13 protein-coding genes are annotated in these 16,312 nt (G+C 58.5%); 3 read left to right on the top strand and 10 right to left on the bottom strand.

Translation table 11 applies throughout. The features are described 5' to 3' along the window. Positions 1 to 36: 36 nt before the first annotated feature. Entirely contained in the window at positions 37 to 2,019 is a 1,983-nt protein-coding gene (gene acs, locus H0484_RS02025) for an acetate--CoA ligase (protein WP_226952764.1), read from the bottom strand. Positions 2,020 to 2,074: 55 nt separating this feature from the next. After that, on the bottom strand, positions 2,075 to 3,394 hold the full coding sequence (locus H0484_RS02030) for an MFS transporter (protein ID WP_226952765.1): 1,320 nt from the start codon (positions 3,392 to 3,394) through the stop codon (positions 2,075 to 2,077). A 306-nt stretch (positions 3,395 to 3,700) separates the two neighbouring features. On the opposite strand from H0484_RS02030, the gene H0484_RS02035 reads away from it, so the two are divergent. Beyond that, entirely contained in the window at positions 3,701 to 4,312 is a 612-nt protein-coding gene (locus H0484_RS02035; protein ID WP_226952766.1) for a C40 family peptidase, read from the top strand. Between the two features lie 114 nt (positions 4,313 to 4,426). Here H0484_RS02035 and H0484_RS02040 read toward each other — a convergent pair whose 3' ends face one another. The 3 genes from H0484_RS02040 to lptF form a co-directional block, all read right to left on the bottom strand. Further along, on the bottom strand, positions 4,427 to 4,786 hold the full coding sequence (locus H0484_RS02040) for a DUF2325 domain-containing protein (RefSeq protein ID WP_226952767.1): 360 nt from the start codon (positions 4,784 to 4,786) through the stop codon (positions 4,427 to 4,429). Between the two features lie 120 nt (positions 4,787 to 4,906). Next, positions 4,907 to 5,857: a CysB family HTH-type transcriptional regulator gene (locus tag H0484_RS02045; protein WP_226952768.1), complete on the bottom strand. Its 951-nt coding sequence runs from the start codon at positions 5,855 to 5,857 to the stop codon at positions 4,907 to 4,909. 242 nt (positions 5,858 to 6,099) lie between these two features. Next, positions 6,100 to 7,203 carry an LPS export ABC transporter permease LptF gene (gene lptF, locus H0484_RS02050; RefSeq protein ID WP_226952769.1) on the bottom strand — a complete coding sequence of 368 codons (1,104 nt, stop codon included), beginning with the start codon at positions 7,201 to 7,203 and terminating at the stop codon, positions 6,100 to 6,102. A 47-nt stretch (positions 7,204 to 7,250) separates the two neighbouring features. On the opposite strand from lptF, the gene H0484_RS02055 reads away from it, so the two are divergent. Together H0484_RS02055 and H0484_RS02060 are read left to right on the top strand one after the other, a co-directional pair. After that, a complete protein-coding gene (locus tag H0484_RS02055) occupies positions 7,251 to 8,744 on the top strand; it encodes a leucyl aminopeptidase (RefSeq protein WP_226952770.1) in 1,494 nt (497 codons plus the stop codon). Further along, positions 8,737 to 9,192: a DNA polymerase III subunit chi gene (locus H0484_RS02060; RefSeq protein WP_226952771.1), complete on the top strand. Its 456-nt coding sequence runs from the start codon at positions 8,737 to 8,739 to the stop codon at positions 9,190 to 9,192. Before H0484_RS02055 ends, H0484_RS02060 begins: the two co-directional genes overlap by 8 nt. A gap of 36 nt (positions 9,193 to 9,228) precedes the next feature. On the opposite strand, the gene H0484_RS02065 is transcribed toward H0484_RS02060, so the two are convergent. From H0484_RS02065 to H0484_RS02085, 5 genes are read right to left on the bottom strand one after another with little or no spacing between them, the layout of a single operon-like run. Next, the gene (locus tag H0484_RS02065) at positions 9,229 to 10,764 is read right to left on the bottom strand and encodes a thymidine phosphorylase family protein (protein ID WP_226952772.1); all 1,536 of its coding nucleotides are present in this window, start codon (positions 10,762 to 10,764) and stop codon (positions 9,229 to 9,231) included. Between the two features lie 5 nt (positions 10,765 to 10,769). Then, on the bottom strand, positions 10,770 to 12,128 hold the full coding sequence (locus H0484_RS02070; RefSeq protein ID WP_226952773.1) for an MBL fold metallo-hydrolase RNA specificity domain-containing protein: 1,359 nt from the start codon (positions 12,126 to 12,128) through the stop codon (positions 10,770 to 10,772). Positions 12,129 to 12,140: 12 nt separating this feature from the next. Continuing rightward, complete coding sequence (locus H0484_RS02075) at positions 12,141 to 14,537, bottom strand: phosphoketolase family protein (protein ID WP_226952774.1); 2,397 nt, start codon at positions 14,535 to 14,537, stop codon at positions 12,141 to 12,143. Beyond that, on the bottom strand, positions 14,534 to 15,448 hold the full coding sequence (locus tag H0484_RS02080) for an SDR family NAD(P)-dependent oxidoreductase (RefSeq protein WP_226952775.1): 915 nt from the start codon (positions 15,446 to 15,448) through the stop codon (positions 14,534 to 14,536). Before H0484_RS02080 ends, H0484_RS02075 begins: the two co-directional genes overlap by 4 nt. Before the next feature lie 3 nt (positions 15,449 to 15,451). Beyond that, the gene (locus H0484_RS02085; RefSeq protein WP_226952776.1) at positions 15,452 to 16,285 is read right to left on the bottom strand and encodes an enoyl-CoA hydratase/isomerase family protein; all 834 of its coding nucleotides are present in this window, start codon (positions 16,283 to 16,285) and stop codon (positions 15,452 to 15,454) included. Between the last annotated feature and the right edge of the window lie 27 nt (positions 16,286 to 16,312).

Consider the following 16,312-nt stretch of genomic DNA (forward strand, 5'->3'; position numbering starts at 1 on the left):
CTCTCGGCTTTTTTTGCGTCCGGATACCGGCCTTGCTTAAACCGACTTGGAGAGCTGATCCAGAATGGCGGGGTTCTCCAGCGTGGAAACATCCTGCGTCACGGACTCACCCTTGGCCACCGTACGCAATAAGCGCCGCATGATCTTGCCGGAACGCGTCTTGGGCAGATTCTCGCCAAAGCGGATATCCCGAGGCTTGGCGATAGGGCCGATTTCCTTGGCTATCCAGTCTCGTAACTGCTTGCCCAGTTCGACGGCTTCCGCACCCTCGGGCACATCGCGCTTGAGCACGACAAACGCGACCACTGCCTCGCCAGTGGTGTCGTCAGGGCGCCCCACCACTGCTGCCTCGGCCACCAAGGGGTGCGCCACCAAGGCAGACTCAACCTCCATGGTTCCTAACCTATGACCGGAGACGTTGAGCACGTCGTCGACACGCCCCATGATCCAGAAGTAACCGTCGGCGTCTTTTTGCGCGCTGTCGCCCGCCAAGTAAACGCCGCCCAACTCTTCGGGAAAATAGCTTTTGCGGAAACGCTCGGGGTCGCCCCAGACATTGCGTATCATGCCCGGCCAAGGGCGTTTGATGACCAGCAAACCGCCGTGGCCCGCTTCCAGCTCTTTGCCGTGCTCGTCGACCACCGCCGCCTCTATACCGGGCAGAGGCATGGCGCAAGAGCCCGGCTTCATTGGCGTCACGCCCGGCAAGGGCGTCAGCATGTGCCCGCCTGTCTCGGTTTGCCACCAGGTGTCCACCACGGCGCAGCGCTCACGCCCCACTTGGGTGTAGTACCACATCCAGGCTTCAGGGTTGATGGGCTCGCCCACTGAACCGATGATGCGCAGCGAATCCAATGTGTAATGGCGCGGGTGCACATCGGGCGTGCTTTCAGCAGCCTTGATCAATGAGCGTATGGCCGTAGGGGCGGTGTAGAACACCGACACGTGATGGCGTTGGATCATTTCCCAGAAACGACCCGCATTGGGATAGGTAGGCACGCCCTCGAACACCACCTGTGTCGCCCCAGCCGCCAAAGGCCCATAGACGATATAGCTATGGCCGGTAATCCAACCCACATCGGCCGTGCACCAAAAGACATCGTCAGGTTTGATATCGAAAGTCCACCGCGTCGTCATCAGCGCCCAGAGCAGGAAACCTGCCGACGCATGCTGCACACCCTTGGGTTTACCGGTGGAACCCGAGGTGTACAAAATGAAAGAGGGGTGCTCTGCCTCGACGGGCACGGGCTCGCACTGATCACTTTGACCGGCCAGCAAGTCGTGAAGCCAGACATCGCGCCCTTCGTTCCAGGCGACTTCGCCACCCGTGCGCTGATAAACCACCACTTTACGCACGGCGTCGCAACCGCCCATGGCCAACGCGTCATCGACGGCCGGCTTAAGCGGAAGCTTGCGCCCGCCGCGACACTGCCCGTCCGCGGTAATCACCAACGAGGCACCCACGTCAACGATGCGTTCGTTCAGGCTCTTGGAAGAGAAACCACCGAACACCACGGAATGCGTGACCCCAAGGCGCACACATGCCTGCATCGCGACGATAGCCTCGATGGACATGGGCAGGTAGATGATGACCCGGTCGCCTTTTTTGCAACCCAACGAGGCCAGACCATTGGCAAAAACACAAACTCTTGCATGAAGTTCACGATAGCTGACACGGGTCACTTGGCCATCGTCGGCTTCGAACACTATGGCGGTTTTGTCAGCGGTAGGCGTACCAAGATGTTTATCCAGGCAATTGACCGAAAGGTTTAGCTCTCCGTCGGGAAACCAGCGATAAGTCGGTGCTTGCGAGGCATCCAATACTTGCGTGAAGGGCTTGGACCACACCAGCAGCTCGCGGGCCTGCTGCCCCCAGAACGCATCGGGATCACGCCGCGCTTGCTCGCACAGCGCTTCGTAGGCCTGCATACCTGACAGATTGGCGTTCTCTACCAAGCCGGGAAACGGCGGGAACACACGCTTTTCGGTCAAGACTGACTGTATGACTCCGTTGGACATCTACTTCCTCCATTATTTCGCTCGTCAATGATCAACGATAGTTTATTTTGCACTTTCAAACCGCATTCGAAATCGCTGCCTGTCTACCCCGCGCAAAATCGACTTTGCGCAGCACCAGCCAGCCGGCCAGAAAAAACAGCCCGGTTACCAGCAAGGCCAGCCTCTGGTTGCCCGAGGTTAGCCAAGTGACGCCACCGTAGCATAGGGGGCCCACCACGCTGGCCAGTTGGACGGCAAAAGCCCACAAGGCAAAGAATTCTGCCAAGCGATTTGCCGGGGCCAGGGCGCCCGCCATGGCGCGACCCGCGCTTTGGCTGGTACCCATGCACAGCCCAGCCAAAGTGGCGGCCAGCCAAAAAACCCAATCAGTGACGGCCAGGTAAGCCACCACCACCATGATCATCCAGCCCAGCAGCGTATACGACAAAGCCGGTCGGTGGCCCACTCGATCTTGCAGGAAACCGAACAACAAAGCCCCCACTGCAGCCGCAATATTGACGGTAAACACCATCAGCATGGTTTGCGCCATCGAAAAGCCCATCACCTGATTGGCGTATACCGCAGCCAGCGTGACCACCACGGCAATTCCCGCATGGTAACAAGCCGCGCAAATCAGCAGCAGCTGAAAATCAGGAAAATATTGGCCGGTTTCTTGCCAGGCCGCCCGCAGCCTGCGCAGCCATGGCTGCGTATCCCGGCGCGTAGCCGGACTGCGTTCGCGCAACCATAAAAAAGAGGGTACGGCTGCCAGCGCAAAAATGGCTGCCGTGGTCAGCATGGCAAGGGGGACGTAAGCCGCGGCTTCGACACCACGCGCCGACTGCTGCGCGACGATGAAAAGCGCCACGCCCAAGGCCAGCATGCCTCCAAAATACCCCCACCCCCATCCCCATCCAGAGACGCGGCCCATCGCTTCGGGACGAGCCAGCTCTGGCAAAAAGGCCGCAACGCTAGCTTCGCCCACGCAGTAACAATAGTTGGAAGCTGCCAATAAGACCAAGGCCAACCACACTTGACCGGGCTCAACGATGGCCAACAATGCTGTAAGCAATACGCAGCCCAGGGTGCTGGTAAACAGTAAGCGACGTTTGCCGGCCCGGGCATCGGCCCGCGCACCCAGTGTCGGTAAAGTCAGCATCGCACTGAGGTAGGACACCGATAACGCTGCAGTCAAAACCAAAGTGGCCCAGGCTTGGCCCCCGGCAATCACACTGACGAAATAGGTGTTGAACACCGCGGTCAATACGACGGTGGTGTAGCCGGAATTGGCAAAGTCGTACATGGCCCAGGCCCACAGCTCGCGACGGGTGACCCCCGGTCGCAGGGCCCGACTTAGCAACCCATCTGTACGCGCGGCGTCATGGCTTTCGGACATTGCCCTGTTCCAAATCGAGTGTGCAAGGTAGCGGCCATTGTATGCGCGAAATTTGCCTACTCCAGCCGCCCAATCAGACATCGCCGTATTCCGTTTAGTACTATTCATCCCCCCACAACGGAAATTTCACGCCGGGTGCTGTTACGTATGTATCAACCCTTTACCAGCCCTCGTCTATTCGTTAAAATCGGGCGAATTTCGCGAAAAAACCTGTCATTATTTATGCCGCCACAGCAATCTGCCACATCGCTGCCGCCGAGCCCCGCTTGCGCCTCCTCTTTAAGCAAAGCCCGTGCCCGCCGTCTGTTGAGCTCTTGCCTAACCGCATTAAGTGCCCTGACCTTAGTCGGTTGTGCCGCCACTCAGCCCGAACAGCACGCACAGCCCTCACGCCTCATCCGCGACTCTTACCTTTCCCGTACGCAAGCCGACCCTCTTGGGGCCTACCTGGCCAGTAAAGAGTTCAGCAATCGTTACGCCAACGACACCTATCCTGCCTCCATTCCCGTCTCGCCCAACAAGATTCTGGCCAATGCCGCCCTGGATCACCTAGGCGTCAAGTACAAATATGGCGGCGACGAACCCAATACCGGCTTTGACTGCAGTGGCTTGATAACCTATGCCGCTGAACACTCCTTGGGCCTGAAACTGCCTCGCCGCTCACGCGATATCGCTCGACTAGGCAAAGCCGTTGAGCGCGCCGAACTCAAGAAAGGCGACCTGGTCTTCTTCAATACCCTGGGCAGCCGTTTTTCCCATGTGGGCATCTATCTAGGCGACCAGCAGTTCGTCCATGCCCCACGCAGCGGGGCCGTGGTTCGCATCGAAAACATGAATACCAACTATTGGCAAAAACGCTATAACGGCGCTCGCCGCCTCGATATAGACGCCCTGCAAACTGCCAGCCTCAGTCGCTAGACAAATTCCATTACAAAAAAGAAGGCGCTTCTTGTAAGCGCCTTCTTTGCTTTGGGTATTACCCCGTGTCGAACATCTTGGTGCGACACGCCCTAATAACCTGTGTCTGCCTCGTTAAGCGGCATATCGCAACGCTATCTCTTTGGGTTTGTTTGCCGCAACCGGGCAAGCTTCGCAATAGCCCCCTTGGGCCAACGCCTGCTTCATGCAGCAGACGGAACGCCTACAAGCCAATACCTTGATACCTGACCGTTGTGCAGCAGCACGAAAGGTCTTCATGACGTTGTGGCCTAAAAAATCAGTGAGCAAAATGAGGAGCTCTGTGCCGGACGGCAATTGCAGAGTTTTCTTCTGATGGGCGGGATCGCGACCGCTGATGTGATGTTTGATGGTGATGTTGTGGCCTTTTAGCAGGTCTGGAATGTTTCCTAGACGATCGGCACCAACGATTACGGCTTTGACAGGTTCGGACATGGAGGTCTCCACAAATGATGTGGAATAACGATAATCATTACTATTAATAAAGTCAATAGGAACAATTCTTATTTATGTTATTTTTCTCCCTGCCCGACCTAGCAGACATGGTCCAAACTGTCAGTTTGGCGTAAGTGCCTGATCCAATGCGTCCTGCACCACATCGCGTGTGAGTTCAGCCGATAGCATTTCCAATAAAATGAATACGTAGTCGCGCAGAAAAACGCCCGACTTAATGGCCACGTTGGTGACGTGGGTGCCGAACAAGTGCCCCACAGACAAGCCCACCAAGCCTTTGTCTCGACGGGGGTCAAAGGCCATGCCGGCAATGATGCCAACACCCAGGCCAACGTCTACATAGGTCTTGATGATGTCGGCGTCAATGGCCTCTAGAACGATATCCGGCTGAATGCCTGCCTGCTCGAAAATTTCGTCGATACGGCGGCGCCCCGAGAACTGCGGGTCGTAGGTAATGAGCGGATACTGGGCCAACTGCTCCAACGAAAGCTCTCGAGCTTGGCTGGAGGTGAGTTCCGCCAAAGGATGGTCGGGCCTGATCACAATAACGTGCTGCCAAGAATATACCGGCAAGGCGATCAGGCCTGGGGTGGCACCTATGGTCTCGGTAGCAAGCGCCAAGTCGGCTTGCTCGTGCAGAACCATTTGCGCCAAGGTGGGCGGGTTGCCTTCAGCCAGTGAAACCCGGACTTTCGGAAACTGCTTGCGAAAGGCGGGAATCACCTTGGGCAAAATATATCGTGCCTGAGCGTGCGTGCAGCCTATCACCACGCCGCCCTCGTCGCGCTGAGCAAACTCGGCACTGACTTTTTTGAGGTTGTCGACTTCGCGCATGATGCGGTCTATGACTTGGGCCACCGCTGCCCCAGGCTTGGTCAAACCTTTGATACGCTTGCCGTGACGCTCGAAAATTTTTATGCCTAATTCGTCTTCGAGCTCGATGATGGCTTTAGACACACCCGGTTGAGAGGTGTAAAGCGCCCTTGCGGCATCCGTCAGGTTGTAATTACGGCGTATTGTTTCCCGTACAAAACGGAACTGCTGCAAATTCATATTGGGCTCTCTGGCTGCACTTTGGGAAAGCACCCAGCCACAGCCTTGCCACGTTGTCGTGATCCGTAAATTTGCCTGAACCGCAGGGCAAAACCGAATCTACAGACGACTTGCAAGCGACTCGCTTAAGCGCTCTTTCTAACTATTGTAAGTTATAAAGAACTATTTATAAATTATTATAAATTATAAACATATGCGCAAATGACGCGAGTGCTGCGTCCCCCAGCTTTACCTGCCAAGACTTACTTGCCGGCGGGCTTAGGCGCCTTGACGCGTAGTTTCCGCCACATCATGTAGGCCATAAGCGCAGCGAAAATGGCATGCACCAGCCAGACGCCTATACCGAAATCAAGCTGCCCCCCACGTATCCAACCTCGAGAGAGATTGATGAGGTTCATGTACAGAAGACCAACCAAGCCGGCAATGAGCAAATCACCCGAGCGCCCCAGCCTGGGGTTGACCGCCCCCAAGGGGATAGCCAACAAAGCCAGATTCAGCGCGGCCAAAGGCATGGCCAAACGCCACATGATTTGCGAGCGCGCGTCGTCGGTTTCATCACGCATCAGCTGCTCGGTAGGCCGTGCTTTGATGCGTCGCTCTACGACTTCGCGCATGGCCGTGGGCGACAAAGCATCTTTGCTTTCCAGGCGCACGCCATACTTTTCGAAATCGAACAGGCGAAACTCGGGCGTACCTGGCTTAAGGTCGTAGCGATGCCCTTCGCCCAAAACCAGAAAACGGTCGCCATTGTCTTCAGTCTGCACGTAAGCACGCTCGGCCGTGATTACGCTTAGCCATTCGTTATCAAGCACGCGCGCGACGATATGCCCCAGCTCGTCGCCGGCCTGCTGAGGGGCCTCAGCAAAGAACACACGGTTTCCGCCTTCGGTTTCGATGAACTGGCCCACACTGACTTTGGAAATATCGGAACGCTGCTGAAAGCGTTCGCGGTACTCCTCTATTTGCCCATATGCCCACGGAGACGCAAACAGCGTCAAGAACGCAATGAGCAGCGCCAAAGGTACGGCGCAGCGCAAGACCGGGTTCATCCAGCTTTTAAGAGATAAGCCACTGGCGAACCACACAACCATTTCCGACTCGCGATAGCTGCGCGTTACCGTAGTAAGCACCGCAATGAATAGCGAGACGGATAGAATGACAGGCAAAGCGGTGATGCTGGAAAACGTAGCCAAGCCAAGGACGACATCGGCACCGATATCGCCTTGAGCGGCGTCGCCCAAGAGGCGCACCAACAACACACTAAGCCAAACGATAAGCAGCGTGGAAACCACCACGCCGCCATGGCTCATGATCTCGGAAGTGACCGAGCGCTTGAATAATGACATGCGACAATATGCAAGATTAGACTTCTAGGGACCCTTAAGGAATCCGTATGGAATTTAGCACACAGACCTCTGCCTCGGTGCATCAGATCAAGACAGCCGCATTGGCGGTAGGTATATTCTCGGACGGCGAACTCAGTCCTGTTGCCGACATGCTCGACCGCGCCGCCAACGGCGCTTTGCGCGAAGTTCTCAAGTCGGAATTCCAGGCCAAGCCCGGTAGCCACCTTGTGCTGCGCGACTTGCCTGGTGTCAGCGCTCGCCGAGTTGTGCTGATAGGCTTGGGTAAACAAGCCGAGTACCAAGCCCAAACCCATGCCATGGCCGAGCAAGCCTTTGCTCGCTATTGCGTGCAGGCACGCATAACCGAAGGGGTTTCCACGCTAGCCGCCCTTGAATGCGGCCAGACCAGCTTGGCTGATCGCGCTCGCGCATTGGCTGTCGCCGCCGGCCAGGCCACCTATCACTACGACGCCACTTTAAGTAAAGCGGATGCCGATACTCGCCCCAAACTCAAGAAGTTGGCGCTGGGCGGCATCACCCGTGGCCAAAGCGCCCAGGCCCAAAAGGGTTTGGCTCAAGGCCACGCTGTTGCCAATGGCATGCAGTTGGCTCGTACGCTGGGCGACCTTCCAGGCAATATCTGCACGCCCACCTATCTGGCCGATACGGCGCGCAAACTGGCGCGCAGCCATAAAAGCCTGGGTATTCAGGTGCTGGGCCCCAAGCAGCTCGAAGCCCTCAAAATGGGTGCCTTTCTGTCGGTCGCCAAAGGCTCGTACGAGCCCCCGGCCTTCATCGTATTACGTCACACGCCTTCCACGAAAAGCAAAAAAGCTCCCATTGTGCTGGTTGGCAAAGGGCTCACTTTCGACGCAGGCGGCATTTCCCTGAAACCGGCAGCCGGCATGGACGAAATGAAGTACGACATGTGTGGTGCCGCAAGCGTCTTGGGCACTATGCAAGCCGTAGCCGAATTGGCGTTTGATCGCGAGGTCATCGGCGTGGTCGCCTCTTGCGAGAACTTGCCCAGCGGGCGCGCCAACAAGCCTGGCGACGTTGTTACCAGCATGTCGGGCCAAACCATAGAAATCCTGAACACCGACGCAGAGGGCCGCTTGGTGCTGTGCGACGCACTGACCTATGTCGAACGCTTCAAACCCGATACCGTCATTGACATCGCCACCCTTACCGGTGCTTGCGTAGTGGCCCTGGGCCACGTCAATACCGGCCTGTTCACCAAAGACGACGAACTCGCGGCGCAATTGCTGGCAGCAGGCAAGCAGGCCAATGACACGGCCTGGCGTTTGCCCCTGGAAGACGCCTACCAAGAACAACTGCGCACCAACTTCGCCGACATGGCCAATATTGGCGGCCCTCCCGCCGGTTCGGTAACGGCTGCTTGCTTTCTGTCGCGCTACACGGGCAAGTACCGTTGGGCCCACTTGGACATCGCCGGTACCGCCTGGCGCAGCGGCAAAGACAAGGGCGCCTCGGGCCGTCCTGTTCCGCTACTGGTTCAGTATCTGCTTAACCATGCCTAACGCCCCCACACGGGTAGACTTCGCTTTTGGCGCGCCAGACCGTTGGCGCGCCGCTTGCGAAGTGCTTGCGCGACATTACTCCGCCGGCAACCAAGTCGTCGTGTATTGCACGCAGGCTCAGGCTTTAAGCGCTTTCGACTTACAGCTATGGGGTTATGAGCCTACCGCGTTCATTCCCCATGTCATGGCCGACGACACCAAGGCGGAGCAAACGCCCATTGTGCTCACGTCGCAGGCCCTGAGCCCTGAACAAGCGGGCAAGCCCCAGGCATGGCTATTGAACCTGGACGACGATTGCCCACCCATGGCCCGGCAATACCAGCGCGTGCTTGAAATCGTTTCCACCAGCGAAACCGACACTGCTGCGGCACGCCAGCGCTGGCGTCAGTACAAGCAATTGGGCTTCGAGCTGGTGGGTCACGATCTGGCCACACGTAAACGCTTGTAAAGTCAGCCTCTTTGGGGCAGCGACAATACCGGGAAGCTAGATGACTTTGATGATGTCTGCTTCGCCTTGCCAGTAAGCAAGCGCATACGACAACTCACCCGCGCTTTGCGCATGAATCGTCAGTAAAGACTGATGGCGGGCGACTTCGTCTCCCAGACGCACGTGCATGAGCAGCCCCGCCGCCTTGCTTTCGGGAGCACCGGCCAGCTTGGCCAGGCGCGCCAGCCGCCGATTGTCTATATACACCACACGCCCGGCACGCGGCGCTTCCAGGGAATGAAGATGAGGGGCAAGAGGTAGCTCGCGCATACCGCCCTGGGCCTGAACGATCTGCTGAAATTTCTGCCAGGCGCGACCGTTCTGCAAGGTTTCCCATGCCAAAGCATAGCCCTGGCCTTCCGTCGCCACGCCCCCCATTTCCAGCGCCACACCCGCCAAACGGGAGGCGCGCTGAGCCAGATCCTGGGGAGCGCTCTCATCTCCCTGCAACACAGCCAGCACATCACGGGCTTCAAGCGCTGGGCCTATGCCTCGCCCTACCGGCTGGGCACCATCGGTTTGCAAGCAAATGATCGTCAAGCCCATCTGCGCCCCCACACGGGTCAGGCGCTGAGACAAATGCGCGGCGGCCTCGGCACTGCGCACCTTGGCGGTGGGGCCAACGGGAATATCGATAACCACATGCGTTGCACCGGCGGCCACTTTCTTGGACAGGACCGAAGCGATCAACTGACCTTCCGTGTCTATATCCAGCTCGCGTTCGATACGGACGAAAACCTCATCCGCCGGGCTTAGTTGCACGGCACCGCCCCAGGCAATGCAAGCGCCGACCTCGCCCACGACGCGGCGCATATCCGCCATACTCAGAGTGACGGGAGCGATGGTCTCCATGGTGTCAGCCGTGCCTGCCGGCGAGGTAATGGCTCGTGATGAAGTCTTGGGCATGATCAGGCCGTGCGCCGCAACGATGGCCACCACGATAGGCGTGGTTCGATTGCCAGGCAGCCCCCCTATGCAATGCTTATCCAGCACGATGGGCGCGCTCCATACCAAGCGTTCGCCCACTGCCACCATTGCCTTGGTCAAGGCCAGAGTTTCAGATTCGTCCAAGGGCAAGGCGGCACTCGCCGTCAAAAAGGCAGCCAGCTGTACTTCACTGTAGCGCCCCGCCGCCACATCTTTGACGATGGACAACATCGCGTCATCATCCAATCGGTGGCCATAAATGCGTCGCCGCACATTCGCCAGAGACTCGATAATCAGCGGGTGCGTGACCTGCACCTCGTCGCCTTCTTGCGCCGCTAGCCTGCGCCAAGCCTCTTCCGACAACGCAACGGTATCGGGGGGAAGCCCATCATCCAGTTGATAAAGCAAAGCCTGCACTTCCCGTCCTCGCACACGAACCAAGACTTGCGAGCGCTGCGAAAGTCCTTCAGCCCGGCACACATGACAGTCGGTACGCATAACGACTATGGATTGGTGTTGGGCGTGCAGGCGCAATCGCATGGCCTTCAGCTTAGGCGCTGCGTCGGGCGCTTCCAGTACTTCGGCAGATTCTGCTGCTGAGCTCATAATTCTTACAGCGTAAAAGTTTGTCCCTGGCGAGGCACTACTGCATTCCAGCCCAGCTCTCGACCTATACGCACGCGCATGGCTTCGGATGCCTCGGGTTCGCCATGTACGATAAAAACCTGGCGCGGCGCACGCTTGAAACCACCTAACCAGCGCATCAGTTCACCGGCATCGGCATGCGCCGACAACATGGACAGCTCGGCCACCTCGGCACGCACTGGCATCCAATAGCCGAAAATGCGGATTTCTTTCTCGCCTTGCAACATGGCGCGCCCACGTGTCCCCGCCGCCTGATAGCCAGAGAACAGCACAGTATTCTTGTGGTCTTGTGCGAACGCCACCAGGTGGTGCAATACCCTTCCGCCCGTCGCCATGCCGCTGGCCGAGACGATGACCTTGGGGTAGCGGTTGGCGGACAAGGCTTTGGAGGCTTCGACATCTGGCGTGTAACTCGCCACGTCGCAGACAGCCTGGCATTGCTCTGGGCTAAGCTTGTGATCATTATTGAATCGACACAAAAGCTTGGTGGCACTGGATGCCATGGGGCTGTCAACGTAAATAGGCACATTCGTCAGGCGCCCCGCCTGACGCAAGCGCCATAAATAGCAGAGCAAGGCCTGCACACGGCCTACGGCAAACGCAGGAATGACCACAGTTCCGCCTCGGCGCACCGTACGCTCAATAATAGAACCCAGCACTTCCACGGGATCAGTATGGTCGTGCAGCCGGTTGCCGTAGGTAGACTCGATGACGACATAATCGGCGCCGTGAACCGGTTCGGGGTCGTGCATCATCGCATCGCCATAGCGCCCCAGATCGCCCGAAAACACCACTCGACGCCCGGCCCAATCCACTTGCGCCGTAGCCGCCCCCAAAATATGGCCCGCACTTCGATAAGTCAAAGTGGCTCCGCCAGGCAAGGCGGTGGCAGTGTGCCAAGGCGCAACTTTGAACTGCTCCAGCACACGCTCGACGTCTTGCACGGTGTACAGCGGCAGGGCCGGCTGATGTTTGGAGAAACCATGGCGATTGGCGTACTGGGCGTCTTTCTCCTGCAGAAAACCGCTGTCTTTCAAAATGAGTTCGGACACTTCACGCGTGGCACCGGTCATGAAAACCGGGCCTTTGAACCCATCTTTGGCCAAGCGCGGCAAATAGCCGCAGTGATCAAGGTGGCCATGCGTCAGCACGACGGCATCAATGCTGCTTGTGCTTAGCGGCAGACTCTCCCAGTTCTGCTCACGCAGATTTTTCAAGCCTTGGAACAGGCCGCAGTCCACCATCAGTCTGCGCCCTTCGCTGGTTAATACATGCTTGGACCCGGTAACGGTACCGGCTCCACCCAATGAGCAAAATTCCAGCATGATGTGCGCTCCTTAGTTTGTAGCCTCCAGGATAGCGCGAGGATCACCCCGCCCCTCGAGCGCCGCAAGTTCGGCATCGGTCAGCCAGTCAGGTGTGGTGCCGGGTTGCAGCAGTTGTGCCGCCGCCTGCACCGCATGCCCCCAGGTACAGCGGTTGGCGAACAACATTCCGTCTATGTTCAGCGTGCCGCCTTGGTTGATATAACCCAACACCACCATGCGGCCAGGGCCTTCATCCAGCCGCCGCAAAATACCCAGCATAGGCTCGGGTCGGGTATGGCTGAGTACAACTCGCGGCACACCCGCAGGAAACCAACTGCCCAGCGTAGCATCGTCCAGTACGAACGCCCGCTCTGTGGCGTCACGCGGAGCCCTTAAGCGCCCCGGCTCTTGAACCAAGGTTACACACGCCCGCACGCCATGCAAGGCAAGTCGGCGCCGTGCCTTTAGCGCTTGTTGCAGCTGATACGCACCGATGGCGATCAACTGCAGGTGAGCCTGCGTAGGCACATCGGCCACATGGCATACCCCTTGCTTGGCAAGCGCACGCGCGGCATCTGCGTCAAGACACTGAGGCATAGGCCTTTTAGCAATGACCAGGCAAGCCACCTGACCCCGCTGCGCATACAAGTGGCGCAGCGCCGCCACAGCACTGTTGCCGTCTACCGGAAACAGCACTCTGGAGACATCGGACATTTCGGCCAGCAGCGTCTCGGCAATGGTCGGGTCTTGGTGGGATTGCTCATTCTTGGCGTTCTCCCAGGTGTGCGAAGTCGCAATCAGTGGCACGGTTAACCATCCAGGCGCCTGATTTGTGTCTTTCTGGTGGCGCGTAAAGATGATTTCCTGACGCAGAATACCCAGCATTTTGACGGCAAACGCCTCATAGCTGACGATGAGATTAAGGCCGCCTTTGTTACCCAGGGCGGCTGCCGCCACCGCCTCTTCGTTCAAGGCGGTAATCACCGCGCCATGTACAGACTCGGGCACACCGGCTTCGGGCTCATTGACCCTATGCTTGAGCACCTGCAAGGACTGCCCCATTTGGTTGCTGGCCAGTTCGTCGGGATTCCCCACCCGTATGCGCAAATGAGGGTTGGCTTGGGCCAGTTGAACGAACCAGTGATCTACCGCTTGCATGGCCGAGGCAGGTGGCGCGCCCGCAGCCGCCCACTCCGGCATGGGTAGCACAGGCGCTTCAGGCTGCCTGTGAGCCAGAGCGTGCCGGCTTTCGGGTTGCCGCTGCTGAGCGCCGTGCACGGACAAGGTCTGCAAGGCGGTCTCCAGCTCGCTTTGCGGAACGTAAAGCGCCTGAGCGCCAGCGTTAAACAGTTCTCGTGCCCGTATATCGGTGTGTGGGTTGCCGGGCAAAGGCAGATTATGGGCGGGATTTTTACCGGCACCAGGAAACCCATAACCCTTTACCGTTTCGGCTATGACATAGGGGATAGCCGCCGGATAGCGCGGATTGGCTTGCTGGGCAAAAGCCTGCAGCTTCGCCTCTGCGCTGACAATGCCCCAAGCAATGGCCGCAGGGTCGCGGCCATCTACGGTGACAGGGTCAAAACCATTGTGGCGCAAATGGTCGGCCAGCCAAGGGGCGCCTCCGTCTTGCATGATTTGTGTGCGCTCTTCTATGCGCCTGCCGTTTAGCACCATAAGCGGCACGATAAGGCCGCTATCTTGGGCTCGCCACCAGCGCGGCGCCCAATCGGAACCACGCTGCTCTTCAAAAGCGCCGTCACTGAGGAAAGCCACCAGGCTTTCGCCGGGCAGCGGCATATGCGGATACAGCAAAGACGCAAAGCCCAGATAGCCCCCTTCGGAGACCGCACCCGCCGTGTTGGGACCGGCATGGCTACCCAAGGGCACGCCTGGGCGTCCTTGAGCATCCATGGCATAGGAATAGAAGTCGGCTGCCAGACGGCTTAAGCCTTGCTCGGAACGGTCGTAGCGCCCCTTCTGGGCAGGCGAGACATCACCGGTAAGCGCATTGACAGCCTCGATTGCCGCAACTGAATGCCCTTGCGCCATCAGCCAGCTGCGCGTGCGCCCTGACAGCACATTGGCCAGCAAATAGCCGACGAAGGCGGGAACCATGTTCAGCGCGCCTCCGGTATGCCCCTCGGGATTGGGCTTGAAGTCGTGCGCCTGCAAAGGCAGGCCCGACAGGTTTACCCGTTGGGCGTAGCTCATGTGCACGACCACCCACATGGCAGCGCTGCACAGTCGATCTGCCGCCTGTAGCCAGGCGTAGGCCTGTTGTTCGTCATTCAGCAGACCCGCGCTGGTCAGGGATGTGACCAGCTCGCGTACTCGTGTGACGGTTTCGGGCCGATGCGTTAACAGGCCATAACCCTGGCGCCAAACTTCCCAGGTGTTTCCTGCTTGCATCAGCCCGGCTTTCATTCTCGTTTTCCTTGTTCGGGCTGAGCTACGCCAAAAGACTCAAGCTCGGTGCCCACAGAGTATGGCCACAATTGTGCAATGCTTTCGGCTGACCAGCCCCCCTGCATATACGCTTGGCGTATTTCTTGCGGATGGGACCAAAGAGCCAGTTTGTCGCCCCCCAGCCCCACGCACTGCCCGGTAATGCCCGACGCCTGATCTGAGGCCAGGAAGACAAATAAAGGCGCAACGTCGGACGGTGAACCCATACCCATGCCCATACGCACCTCGGGCGGTAATGGGCGGCCTTCGCGAGCGGCTTGCACAAAGGGCTGCATGGCGGGAATGGTTTCGACCATGGGCGTAATAGCCATGGGAAGAATGGCATTGACAGTAATGTTGGCGCGGGCGCACTCCATCGCCCAGGTTCGCGCCATGGCGGCGATGCCGGCCTTGGCTGCAGCATAGTTGGTTTGGCCGAAGTTACCGCGTTGCCCGGCCAACGAAGAAACCAGAATCAAACGCCCACCCTGGTTTTGTTCGCGAAAGGCCTTTACAGCGGCCCGGGCGCAGGTGAAGGTGCCGCGCAAATGGGTTTCTATGACGCTGTCGAAGTCCTCATCCGTCATGTTCCACAGCACGCGGTCGCGCAAAATACCGGCATTGGTACACATGATGTCCAGCCTGCCGAAAGCCGCCATCGCTTTGTCGACACAGCGCTGTGCGGCCTGCGTGGAACCGATGGCAACGACCTCGGCTACCGCCTGGCCGCCCGCCGCGCGTATGGATTCCACCGCGTGGTCGGCAGCTTGTTCGTTAACGTCGTTGACCACCACGGCGGCCCCGGCGGCTGCCAGGGCTTTGGAGGCCTCCAGGCCCAGACCGCTACCGCCACCCGTTACTACAGCGACTTTGCCTTGCAAAGCGATCATGTTTTATTTTCCTTGGTAGCGAGGCATTCTTTTTTCAATGAATGCCCGAGGCCCCTCTCGCGCATCCTCAGTCTCCATGATACGGCGATAACTGTTTTTTTCAATCTTTCTTGCCTCTTCTTGCGACACGCCTTCGCAAGCCGCCATGGCCTGCTTGATTTCCATCACGGCTAAAGGCGCGTTACCGGCTATGAGCTCTGCCAAGGCCAGTGCACGCGGCAGAACCTCGTCGCTATCCACCACCTCGTTGACCAGACCCATGGCCAGCGCCTGTTGGGCATTTATGGTTTCCCCCGTTAACAACAATGCCATCGCCTGGCTATGCGGCACCTGACGTGGCAAGCGCCACACCGAACCCGCAAACGGCATCAGGCCTCGTTTAACCTCTGGCCAGGCAAATCGGGCGTCTGACGACACAATGCGCAAGTCGCAACCCAGCAGCAGCTCGGCCCCCGCCGCCACACATATGCCATGAATGGCGGCGATGATGGGTTTGCGCAAGCGCGCATCGCACAAAGAAGAAACCGGCATCACGTCGGCATCCTCCAGCACGCGGTGATCCCAAGCATCTTGAGGCGGGCGCTCGCCAGACAAAAGAGGAATCATTTTGCCCAGATCCCCGCCTGCGCAAAAAGCCCGGCCTCCCGCACCGGTCAGCACGAGGACACGGACCTCGGGATCGCTCTGCGCATCAAGCAAGGCGTCCGTCATACGGCACACCATCTCGGGCGTTAGCGCATTCAGGGCTTGGGGACGGTTGAAGGTAATGACGGCAAGCTGCCCCCTCTTGTCATACAGCAAAGGGGGCAGTTCATTTACAGCATTGGACGATTTCATACACGTTATCCGGGAAGGCGCCCGGCT

This window comes from Mesopusillimonas faecipullorum (genome assembly GCF_020539505.1).
Taxonomy (GTDB): domain Bacteria; phylum Pseudomonadota; class Gammaproteobacteria; order Burkholderiales; family Burkholderiaceae_B; genus Mesopusillimonas; species Mesopusillimonas faecipullorum.